Below are 11,590 nucleotides of genomic sequence, written 5' to 3' on the forward strand. Positions count from 1 at the left end.
GCGATCGCATCCAGCTAAATAAATCAAGGGAAATTTCGGAAAAATCATGAATATTTCCCTTGGTTCTAGATGCTACTAATTACAGGATAAAGTTAATGGGAATTCAATTAAGTAAGGGCGAAAGATTTGATCTTTTCCCCGACAATCCTAATTTACAAAAAGTATCCTTTGCCCTCGGCTGGCAAATCAATGAAACTAAAGACAACTTTGATATAGATGCTTCTGTATTCATGTTGGGCGCAGAGGGCAAAATTCCCCAGGAAAAATATTTTGTATTTTACAATAATCTGCGTTCCCTCGATGACTCTGTACACCACTTAGGAAATCACCCAACTGGGAAAAACCCAGGAGACAAAGAGACGATAAATGTAGATTTGCATAAAATAAGTTCAGAAATTCAGGAAATTATTTTTGTCGTCACCATTCACGAAGCACAGGCAAAAAATCAAAACTTTAGCCAAATCCACAATGCTTTTATTAGACTTGACAATTCCGAAACCCATAGCGAACTTGCTTGCTACAATCTCCAAGAGCATTTTTCAGGAGAGACAGCAGTCGAGTTTGGCAGGTTATATAAAAAAAACGGAAAGTGGAGGTTTCAGGCAGTCGGACAAGGATACAATGCTGGCTTGAAAAGTTTTGTAGATAAATATTATGTTGAGATTAAACAGGAAGATAATCAACCAGAAACTAACCTAAACAATTCAGATGTTGATATCCCCGACTTAGCAATAAATGAATTAGCAGCTACTCAATTAAAAATTCCCGAAGTAGAGATTCCAGAATTAAAAATACCTGAATTAGCAATAACTGAATTAGCAACTCCCAAAGTTAGTAACAAAAGTCAGAAAGCTATAGCCTTAGAAAAAAAACTGGAGGAAAAAGCGCCGCACATTTTCAATCTAGTTAAGAAGGCCGATATCTCCCTTGAGAAAGCAAATCTCACCAATCATGATGCTAAGGTAGCGCTGTGCTTGGATATTTCTGTCTCTATGTCTGCGCTGTACAGTGCGGGAAAAATTCAGCGTTTGGCTGAGAAAATTTTGGCTTTGGGATGTCGGTTTGATGACAACGCAGCGATCGATATATTTTTGTTTGGCATCAACTCTTACTATGCGGGGGATATGACGATCGAAAATTTTCCCAACTTCATCAATCATATACTGAAGCGATACCCTTTAGAAGGAGGTACTTACTATGGTAGAGTGATGCAGGAGATCAGAAATTTCTATTTTCCCGACTCTCGCGATGGTAGTCGCTACGCACCTATTAGCGCCGATAAACCTGTGTATGTGATGTTTGTCACTGATGGAGCTACTACCGATGAGTCTGCAACCAAACAACAGCTACAATGGTCGTCTTATGAGCCTCTATTTTGGCAGTTTATGGCGATCGGCAAATCGCAAAAAGATGTCAAACGGAAGGGAGTTGGTGGCTGGTTTGCTAGGGCTACAGCCAGCGATTTTAGCTTTTTAGAGCAACTTGATGAAATGGGCGATCGCCACCTGGACAATGCTGATTTCTTCAGTGTAGAAGACCCCGAAAGTATTGCCGACGAGGAATTATACGATTTGCTGACAACAGAATATCCCAATTGGGTAAAATCAGCACGACTCAAAAATCTCTTACCCTATAGTTAGCCCTCAAAGGCTAATCAAATCTCCTGCTTGACAATCTTGAAACTTGACTTTTACCTTAACCAAATCACAAAACTATGGCTATCAATTTGACCAAAGGACAATCAATCATTCTCAGCAAAAGCGAATACGACTTATCCAGGCTGACAATGGCTTTGGGATGGGATGTGTCGAAAGCTAGCAAAGGTCTTTTCGGTAGAAGCAGCGGGGCGAATTTCGACTTAGATTCCTACGCTCTTTTATTAGGAGAGAACGGTAAATTAAAGAACTACAAAGACGATGTAATTTATTACGGTCATTTGGAATCAAAGGATAAAACAGTTGTTCACTCCGGCGACAATCTCACCGGGGCAGGAGATGGGGACGACGAACAAATATTTGTCAAATTGAATGCTTTACCCCCACAATATCACAAAATAGTTTTGGGAGTGAATATTTATGATGCTAAGGATAGAAAACAGCATTTTGGCATGATAGAAAATGCTTTTGTGAGAGCCTTGGATGCGACTGGGAAAGAAATCGCTCGCTATCGCTTGTCAAATGACCCTTCCTATGAGGGGAAATTAAATATGTTAATGGGAGAAGTTTATCGAGAAGGTAGCGAGTGGAAGTTTAAGGCTATGGGAAATCCTTTGGCTGAGGATATGAACGGTGTTGTCGGTTCATTTATGCGGTGAGATCAAATCTGTTAAATCCCATAATTGTAGGGGCGGGTTTCACCAAAAATATCAGCCAATAATGGATAATTCAAATAAACCCGCCCCAACCCAACGGTAAATCAATTGATGTAGGTTATTTGTGGGTGGGGGCGGGTTTATAGAGATTGTTTGTTGGAGTTAGATATTGTTGGTAAAACCCGCCCCTACAAGATTTACCAATCAATCTTTGACAGGCCGCATTGTCGGGAACATCACCGCATCACGGATGCTTTGAGTATTAGTCAACAGCATCACCAATCTATCGACACCGATTCCCATACCCGCACAATTAGGCATTCCTAAAGATAAGGCTTGAATAAAGTCTTCATCCATTGGATGCGCTTCATCATCCCCTGCATCTTTCTGTGCTAATTGTTCCTCAAACCGCTTTCTTTGCTCTTTCGGATCGTTCAATTCCGAGAAGCCGTTCGAGTATTCCATCCCGTTGATAAATAACTCGAAACGCTCGACAAATCCAGGTTTGCTGCGGTGTCCTTTGGCGAGGGGACTGACTTCTACAGGAAAGTCAATGATGAAAGTTGGCTGAATTAGTTTGGGGACTACTAATTTGTCAAACACGGCGTACAGCACGTAGCCTAAACTCTGTTGTTCTAATTTAGAAAGGTGTAATTCTAGTTTAGTTGCAGAGGCGATCGCACTTTCGAGATCCAAGCTATCAAAATCCAACCCAAACTCGTCTCTGACAGCTTCCACCATGGTTTTCACTTCCCAGTGCAGGCCGCTAAAACTGGGATATTTTTCGCTGTAGTCGAACTTGCGTTCTAAACTAATCATCTGTCCCTGATTTTCAATTTCTTTGACATCCCCAAGTACAGCCTGAGCAGCGCTACACATGACATCTTCTACCACTGCTAAAATGTCGAAGTAATCTGCATAAGCTTGGTAAACTTCTATGGAGGTAAACTCAGGATTGTGGGTGCTATCAATCCCCTCATTTCTAAAAGCTTTTCCGAGTTCAAATACTCGCTCAAAACCGCCACAAATTGCTCTTTTCAAGAACAGTTCAGGAGCCACTCGCAAATACAAATCAACATCCAAAGCATTGTGGTGAGTGATGAACGGCTTAGCAGCAGCGCCGCCATAAATAGCTTGCAGTGTTGGTGTTTCTATTTCATGAAAATCGGCTTTCCAGAGATAGGAACGGATGTTTTGGACGATGCGACTGCGTAGCATGAAACGGTTGAAAGCGTCTTGGTTGCTTGCCAAATCCATTTCGCGGTGACGGCGACAAACTTCGGGATCGTTAACTCCATAATAAGCATCGGGAAATTGAATTGTAGCTTTTGATAACAGCGTGAATTCCCGCACTGAAATCGAAAGTTCTCCCTTCTGAGTGCGACAGCCGATGCCTTCGACGCCGACAAAATCGCCTACATCAAGCAAAGTTTTAATTTGCTTGAAGCTTAAACCGACTTCGCCGGTGACGACTTTTTTCTCGATTTTGAGTTGGATTTTGTCTGTGGCGTCTTTTAAATCGATGAAGCAAATGCTGCCGCTGTCCCGTTTGGAAATGATACGGCCGCCTACTCGCAGGGAAATTTCCTCGGGGTCATTTTCTCCGTTTTCGAGTTCTTTTCCCGGCTGACTAAATATTTCGCGAACTTGTTGAGCTGTGTGCGATCGCACGTAGGATTGGCTAGGATACGGTTCTATGCCTTGCGATCGCAGTTCGTCTACTTTTTGACTGCGGACTTCGGCTTCACTGAGAGTCATTAGGTATTGCCTGAGTAAAATTGCAAATATAGCAGAAGGAAGAAGGAAGAAGAAAGAAGGAAAAAGAAAGAAGGAAAAAGAAAGAAGGAAAATAACTACTCGTTACCAGGCTCTGTACTCGTTACCAGGCTCTGCCTGGTAACGCAGATCCTGAGGCTCTGCCTCCTATTTTATCAAAGCTGGCGAGGCAGAGCCTCTAGACATGGATTCCCAGGCAGAGCCTGGGAACCAGTTAAATTCCCAGGCAGAGCCTGGGAACCAGTTAAAAGCTGGCGAGGCAGAGCCTCTAGACATGGATTCCCAGGCAGAGCCTGGGAACCAGTTAAAACCAGTTAAATTCCCAGGCAGAGCCTGGGAACCAGTTAAAAGCTGGCGAGGTAGAGCCTCTAGACATGGATTCCCAGGCAGAGCCTGGGAACCAGTTAAACCAGTTAAATCAAGATACTCTCGCGATCGTCCAGCCTACCTTGACTGACAACTGTCAACTGTCAACTGCCAATTGTCAACTGCCAACTCACCCCAGAAATACCTCCGATCGCCAATTATTACTAACTGCACAAAGGCCACGAAATATTAAAAAATTAAGTTGTATATCGAGTCCAAGTGGTGAGATGATCTGTAGTGCAGCCTCACGGCAGTTCCACAGAATCTGAACACTAGAGACGATGGTCGATCGAACTCGACTCATCGCACCTCTGCCAGAATCGACCACACACACTCACTCCATAAACATCAAAACCACAATTATGGCTGTTGCAACCCAACCACTCGAAGAACTCTGCATCAACTCTATCCGCTTTCTCGCCATCGATGCGGTAGAAAAAGCAAAATCAGGACACCCAGGACTGCCGATGGGCGCTGCGCCTATGGCCTTCGTGCTGTGGGATCGGTTTATGCGGTTCAACCCGAAAAACCCCAAGTGGTTCAACCGCGATCGCTTCGTCCTCTCCGCCGGCCACGGCTGTATGCTACAGTACGCCCTCATGTACTTGACAGGCTACGATAGCGTCAGCCTCGACGACATCAAGCAATTTCGGCAGTGGGAATCGAAAACACCGGGACACCCAGAAAACTTCGTCACAGAAGGCGTAGAAGTTACTACCGGCCCCCTGGGACAAGGCATTGCTAACGCCGTCGGTTTGGCAATGGCAGAAGCTCACCTCGCAGCTAGATTTAACAAGCCCGGTAACACGATTGTTGACCACTACACCTATGTAATTATGGGTGATGGTTGCCACATGGAAGGTATTTCTGGCGAAGCTTGTTCTTTGGCCGGACACCTGGGACTAGGCAAATTAATTGCTCTCTATGATGATAATCACATCTCGATCGAAGGCGACACAAACTTAGCCTTTACTGAAGATGTCGGCAAGCGTTTTGAAGCCTACAACTGGCACGTCATTACTGTAGACAATGACGCTCTAGACCAAGATACTAGCCTCGAAGCAGTTCACAAAGCTATCGAAGAAGCTAAGAAAGTCACGGACAAACCGTCCATGATTAAAGTTCGCACAATTATTGGCTACGGTTCTCCCAACAAGCGCAATAGTTACAGCGCTCACGGTGCTGCTTTGGGTGGCGCTGAAGTGCAAGCAACTCGCGATTTCTTGAAATGGGAATACGAGCCGTTTGTAATTCCTGATGATGCTTTGGCTCACTTCCGCAAAGCGTGCGATCGCGGTGCTCAATCAGAACAAGAATGGCAGCAAGCTTTTGATGCTTATAAAGCAGCATATCCCGCCGAAGCCGCAGAATATGAGCGCACTGTGGCTGGCCAACTTCCCGAAGGTTGGGACAAAGTTTTGCCTACCTACAGCCCCGAAGATAAGGCAGATTCGAGTCGGAATCATTCTGGAAAATGTTTGAATGCTTTGGCTGCTGTGTTACCTGAATTGATCGGCGGTTCCGCTGATTTGGCTTCTTCTAACATGACTTTGCTCAAGGGTGAAAAAGACTTCCAAAAAGGTCAGTACGAAGGACGTAACCTCCGGTTTGGTGTGCGGGAACATGGCATGGGGGCGATCGCAAATGGGATGCTCCTCCACGGCGGTTTGATTCCTTACTGCGCTACCTTCTTGGTGTTTGCTGACTATATGCGGGGCGCAATTCGCCTGTCTGCACTTTCAGAAGCTGGTGTCATTTATGTAATGACTCACGACTCCGTAGCCTTGGGCGAAGATGGTCCGACTCACCAACCAGTAGAAACCATCGCTTCTTTGCGCGTCATTCCTGATTTGTATGTGATCCGCCCTGCTGATGGAAATGAAACATCCGGCGCTTACAAAGTAGCCATTGAAAACCGGAAAATCCCAACATTGATGGCTCTGTCTCGTCAAAACTTGCCTAACTTGGCCGGAAGTTCGATGGAAGGAACAGCCAAAGGCGCTTACATTTTGTCTGATGACGGTGGCACTCCCGACATCATTTTAATCGGCACCGGTGGCGAAACATACCTCTGCGTTGATGCGGCTGAAAAATTGCGCGCCGCAGGTAATAAAGTACGGGTAGTTTCGATGCCTTGCTGGGAATTGTTTGATGCACAAGATGCAGCTTACCGCGAATCCGTACTGCCAAAAGCTGTTACCAAGCGCTTGGCTGTGGAAGCTGGTTGTAGCTTCGGCTGGGGACGTTATTTGGGTTCTGAAGGCGATAGTGTCAGTATCGACACCTTCGGCGCTTCTGCACCGGGCCCCGTTGTGTTAGAAAAGTTTGGCTACACCGTTGAGAATGTGGTAGCTAAGGCTCAGGCGCTGTTGGGCTAATAATGGCAGCATAATTGAGTTGGGGGCGGGCTTCTGGCTTTTGCCCCTTTTTTTTTGATCTAGCAGATTCCACGTTTATCTTAAGCTTGAAAGCATGGTGTCCTCTCTAGAGGGATCGGACACACCCCCAGCCCCTCTCTAGAGGGGAGCTAGATCGGACACACCCCCAGCCCTTCTAAGCGAGGGGGGCTAGATTGGACACACCCCCAGCCCCTCTCTAGAGGGGAGCTAGATCCGGTTCCCCTCCTGGGAGGGGCTAGGGGTGGGTCTTAGCCCCTCCTGGGAGGGGCTAGGGGTGGGTCTTAGCCCCTCCTGGGAGGGGCTAGGGGTGGGTCTTAGCCCCTCCTGGGAGGGGCTAGGGGTGGGTCTTAGCCCATAGGTGTCAACTTAACGTCAAACGCACTCAGAGACTGTTGTTTGACGATTAAGGCCAGATCCCCCCTAGCCCCCCTTAAGAAGGGGGGGACAAGAGTCTGATCAAAGTCCCCCTTTTTAAGGGGGATTTAGGGGGATCTAGACTTGGCATAAAAACCAGATTTATCAAGGATTTCAGCCTTAAGTTGACACCAATGCACGGTGCTGTGCGGCGCCTGTGAGGGCGGGCACGGGGGCACCGCCCCTACGTGAGGGCCACTATAGCTTCAGCTAACAGTTCAGGTTCCAGGGGTTTGATCAGGTGCTGTTGATAGCCACTGGCGATCGCACGCTGGCGATCGTCTTCTGTGGCATAGGCAGTCACAGCGATCGCCGGCAACTGTCCCCCTTGTTCGGGTGGTAGAGCGCGGATCTGTTGGATCAGGGTATAGCCATCGACTTCGGGCATTCCAATATCGCTGACGAGCACGTCGGGTTGAAAGGATTTCAGGCTGGTCAGCACTTCTGCCACAGAGGCAACTGTCAGCACTTCTGCTCCATATTGGGTCAGCAATGCGGTTAATAGCTCGCGGGTATCAAGTTCATCATCGACTGCAAGGACTCGAATTCCTGTGAGATCGAAGATTTGTGGTGGCAAATCGCCTGTCTGGTTGTTTTCTGGCTCAATATTCAGTAAGGGAAACTGCAATGTAAATGTGGCTCCCAACTCTTTACCGGGGCTGTCTGCGACGATCGTGCCACCGTGCGCTTCCACTAATTGACGGACGATCGTTAACCCCAACCCTAGCCCGCCATACTTACGGGTGGTGGAAGCATCTTCTTGGCGAAATGACTCAAAGATATACGGTAAAAAGTCGGGGTTGATGCCTTTACCTGTGTCGCTGATTGTAATTTGTGCTTGGTTGTCGATTTGAAAGAGCCGAATGTCTACCCGTCCATGATTGGGGGTAAATTTGATCGCGTTGGACAGCAGGTTCCAAATTACTTGCTGGAGTCGAGCTGCATCGCCAGACACTAGCCCAATTTTGGGGAGCACCGGATGAATCAGGATTGATTTGGCGACGGCTGCTGCTCTCACTGTGTCGATCGCCGATTCAATGATAAATATCAGATTGACGGGAGTCGTATCTATGCTGAGTTTGCCACGCAAAACTTTCGCAATATCGAGCAGGTCATCAATCAGTTTGACTTGCAGTTTGGCATTACGTTCAATCGTTGCCAGTGCTTGGGAGGTTTTAGCAGGATCGAAGTTGCGAGTTTGCAGCAGTTTTACCCAACCCAAAATTGGATTCAGGGGCGATCGCAATTCGTGGGAGAGAACGGTTAGAAACTCATCTTTGATCCGATTAGCTCGTTCGGCTTCTGCTCTGGCTGCTTGCTCCTGTTCAAACAGGCGATCGCGTTCGATTTCAGCCTGCTGGCGATCGGTGATATCCCGTGAAATCACCAGCACTCGTTCCACCAGCCCAGAGGCATCCAAAATTGGGCTCACGATCGCTTCCCACCATTTCGGCGTGCCTTTGGCGGTTGGGCAGTAGCCGCGAAAGAGGTAGATTTCGCCTGATGCGGCGGCAGCAAATGCTTGCTCTGCCTGTTGCCGATAGTCGCCATCCCAAAAGCAGAGCCATTCGGTATTCAGGTAAGGAGCAATGTCATCAATTTCCAGCAAACACAGTCCACCCGTATTGATATAAAGGATCTGCCCATCCAGGTTTAGTACCTTGATGCAGTCTGGACTGCTATCCAACATCCGATTCTTAAATTCTTCACTCTGTCGCAACGCTTCTTGGGCTTGTTTACGATCGGTGATATCTTCGGCAATCCCGGCAAACCGATAAATCTCTCCTGCATCGTCTCGGAGTGGAAAGCAGCGATCGTGCACCCAACGAATACTGCCATCCGCCAACACAAGACGGTACTCTTCATCAAATTGACCTGCGGCTGCTTTTTGCTGAAACGCTTTGGCAATCCATTCCCGATCGTCTGGATGAATATAATCAATCCAGGCTTGTTGATCGTCATATAATTCCTGCGGGTTTAGCCCCCACAAACGTTCAAAGGCTGGACTGACATAGCACACTCGGTCTTCGGGCATTTCTTTGATCCAGAACACCGCATCAATATTTTCGGCCAACTGACGGAAGCGTTCTTCACTCTCTCGCAGCACTTCGGCGATCAGTTTGCGTTCCGTGATATCGAGATCGATGCCCGCCATCCGCATCGGCTGTCCGTTCTGGTCATAAAACACTTTTCCCTGAGTGAGTGTCCAGCGAATAGTGCCGTTAGGATATACCACCCGAAATTCAATGTCATAATTTTCTCCGGTGGCGATCGCATGATTGACGTTTGCCAAAACACGATCGCGATCGTCCGGATGCAGCCGATCGACAAACATCTCATAGGAGCCATCAAACTCTCCTGGTTGCATTCCAAATAAGGCTTCCAGGTTCTCCGACCAGAAAATTTTTCCGGTCTGGAAGTCCCAGTTCCACCTTCCCATGCGAGAGGCTTGCAATGCCAAGTTTAGCTGTTCTGTGCTCTCTCGTAGCTCCTCTTCTACCCGTTGGCGTTCAATTAATTCATGCTGTGCCTGCTGGTAAAGTTCCGCTTGCCGCAGGGCGATGCTCACCTGAGTTGCCAGTTCTTTGAGCAGATCAATTTCTAAGGGCTGCCACGATCGCGGTGCAGCACAGTGATGGGCTATCAGCAAGCCCCAGAACCGATCGCCGTGCAGAATGGGTACGACCAGATTGGCTTTGACTTGAAACTGAGCCAACAATTCAACGTGGCAAGGATCGATGCTGCCATCCTGAATATCATTGATCGCCGTTACCTGACCCTGACGATAGCGTTCCATATAATCTTCGGCAAAGGTGGGATCGTGGGTGATTGATGGCGATCGGCTGAATCTGAGGTAGTTCTCAGCGAGGCAGGGATCGTACATCGTGGAGGAGAGCAGCGATCGCCACTCTGACCCCACTGATTCTGCCACCACCGTCCCGTTGCCATCTGGCTGTAGCCGAAAAAACAGAACGCGATCGGTGTGCAGAAATTGTTGCACCTCCGTCACCGTCGTTTGCAGAATTTCCTCCAGATCCAGAGTTTGATGGATCTTCCGGGTAATCTGGGAGATTAAGCGCTCTCGTTCGTGGGACTGTTGCAGTTGGGTGTGAAGTTGCACTTTGGCGATCGCCCCATTCACTGCCAGATGCAACCCCGCGGTCGTAATGTGTTCCTTGACCAGATAATCTTGCGCCCCTGATTTCATCGCCTGCACCGCGATCGCCTCATTGCCTTGCCCCGTCACCACAATCACTGGTAAGTAGGGCTGCTGCGTCAAGGATTGCAGTTTGACCAGAAATTCCAGTCCATCCAGGTCAGGTAATCGGTAATCCAGCAATATGGCATCCGGTTGATGTTGCTGCCACAACTCTAGCCCGATGCGCCCCAGACCTGCTTCTAGAATTGTGTAGGAGTAATCTCGATCGCGCAGCATATAGCGACGATAGAGTTCCCGGTCTTCAGGAGAATCATCCACAATTAAAATAGTGCGCGAGAGTTGACCCATGATTACTATTAATTATTGCTCTAGGTGATCGGGCAGCGTTGTCACTTCAAACCAGTAATCTACCAGCAGTTGCACATCTCGTTTCAGTTGAGCAAAGTTGATAGGTTTAATCATATAGCTGTTGACACCGTATTGGTAGCAGTCTTCGATATCTTTTGGGTTGCTGGAAGTTGTAAAGACTACGACCGGAATGGTTTTCAGGCTCTTATCTTGTTTGATCCGGCGCAATACTTCCCGTCCATCGGTGCCGGGCAGATTTAGATCGAGCACAATCAAACCGGGACGGGGCGCACTTTCACGATTGACATAGCTGCCAGTCCGATAAAGAAACGCCAATGCTTGTTCGCCATTGACGCACCGCTGGATGGGAATGACCTTGGGCGATCGCCCCAAAAATCGTTGTAGTGCCTCAAAGTCTTCGTTGCTGTCTTCTACAATTAACAGCGGTGGCGTTTTTTCGATCGAGAAAGTTGAACTGTGAGTCATATCAAATCCGGTAGCATCGGAATTATTAGCCGAAATCAGGAGACGGCTTTTGGAGTGTCCTTACCCAAAATCATACTGTAGGGAAACGGCACTGCCTATAGGTGTCAACTTAAGCCTGAAAGCCCGCCAGTTCGTTGGTCATCCCGTGAGTCCGACAGAAGTCTCAACCCCTGTCTAATAGCTAAAGTCCTCTGAAGAGGACTAATGAGTTGAAAATTCTTCTCTTCAGTCCTCTTAAGAGGACTTTCGCTTTGAGGCAGGGGTTTCAACCCTTGCCGGACTATGGGTTTTACCTTAAGTTGACACCTATGGGCTCTTGCGCCGTCTCCT

At 47.7% G+C, this 11,590-nt stretch carries 6 protein-coding genes; 3 read left to right on the top strand and 3 right to left on the bottom strand.

What is annotated here, in order from left to right; all coding sequences use genetic code 11:
* Positions 1–95: 95 nt before the first annotated feature.
* Together ACBR23_RS11340 and ACBR23_RS11345 are read left to right on the top strand one after the other, a co-directional pair.
* Entirely contained in the window at positions 96–1,640 is a 1,545-nt protein-coding gene (locus ACBR23_RS11340; RefSeq protein ID WP_371119553.1) for a TerD family protein, read from the top strand.
* A gap of 74 nt (positions 1,641–1,714) precedes the next feature.
* The gene (locus tag ACBR23_RS11345) at positions 1,715–2,314 is read left to right on the top strand and encodes a TerD family protein (RefSeq protein WP_341737175.1); all 600 of its coding nucleotides are present in this window, start codon (positions 1,715–1,717) and stop codon (positions 2,312–2,314) included.
* A gap of 201 nt (positions 2,315–2,515) precedes the next feature.
* On the opposite strand, the gene lysS is transcribed toward ACBR23_RS11345, so the two are convergent.
* Positions 2,516–4,069: a lysine--tRNA ligase gene (lysS, locus tag ACBR23_RS11350; protein WP_371119552.1), complete on the bottom strand. Its 1,554-nt coding sequence runs from the start codon at positions 4,067–4,069 to the stop codon at positions 2,516–2,518.
* Between the two features lie 746 nt (positions 4,070–4,815).
* Between lysS and tkt the strand changes: the two genes are divergently transcribed.
* Positions 4,816–6,831 (top strand): transketolase, encoded by a 2,016-nt coding sequence (gene tkt / locus ACBR23_RS11355; RefSeq protein ID WP_371119551.1) that lies wholly within the window; start codon positions 4,816–4,818, stop codon positions 6,829–6,831.
* Between the two features lie 619 nt (positions 6,832–7,450).
* On the opposite strand, the gene ACBR23_RS11360 is transcribed toward tkt, so the two are convergent.
* Together ACBR23_RS11360 and ACBR23_RS11365 are read right to left on the bottom strand one after the other, a co-directional pair.
* Positions 7,451–10,774 carry a PAS domain-containing protein gene (locus ACBR23_RS11360; protein ID WP_371119550.1) on the bottom strand — a complete coding sequence of 1,108 codons (3,324 nt, stop codon included), beginning with the start codon at positions 10,772–10,774 and terminating at the stop codon, positions 7,451–7,453.
* Between the two features lie 12 nt (positions 10,775–10,786).
* Positions 10,787–11,260: a response regulator gene (locus ACBR23_RS11365; RefSeq protein ID WP_371119549.1), complete on the bottom strand. Its 474-nt coding sequence runs from the start codon at positions 11,258–11,260 to the stop codon at positions 10,787–10,789.
* Positions 11,261–11,590 lie beyond the last annotated feature (330 nt).

Source organism: Microcoleus sp., from assembly GCF_041354475.1.
Lineage (GTDB): Bacteria > Cyanobacteriota > Cyanobacteriia > Cyanobacteriales > Microcoleaceae > Microcoleus.

Bases quoted from the DNA above. Each gene is read 5' to 3' on its own strand.
- tkt (WP_371119551.1), top strand. From the start codon at position 4,816: ATGGCTGTTGCAACCCAACCACTCGAAGAACTCTGCATCAACTCTATC.
- lysS (WP_371119552.1), bottom strand. From the start codon at position 4,069: ATGACTCTCAGTGAAGCCGAAGTCCGCAGTCAAAAAGTAGACGAACTG.
- ACBR23_RS11340 (WP_371119553.1), top strand. From the start codon at position 96: ATGGGAATTCAATTAAGTAAGGGCGAAAGATTTGATCTTTTCCCCGAC.
- ACBR23_RS11360 (WP_371119550.1), bottom strand. From the start codon at position 10,774: ATGGGTCAACTCTCGCGCACTATTTTAATTGTGGATGATTCTCCTGAA.
- ACBR23_RS11365 (WP_371119549.1), bottom strand. From the start codon at position 11,260: ATGACTCACAGTTCAACTTTCTCGATCGAAAAAACGCCACCGCTGTTA.
- ACBR23_RS11345 (WP_341737175.1), top strand. From the start codon at position 1,715: ATGGCTATCAATTTGACCAAAGGACAATCAATCATTCTCAGCAAAAGC.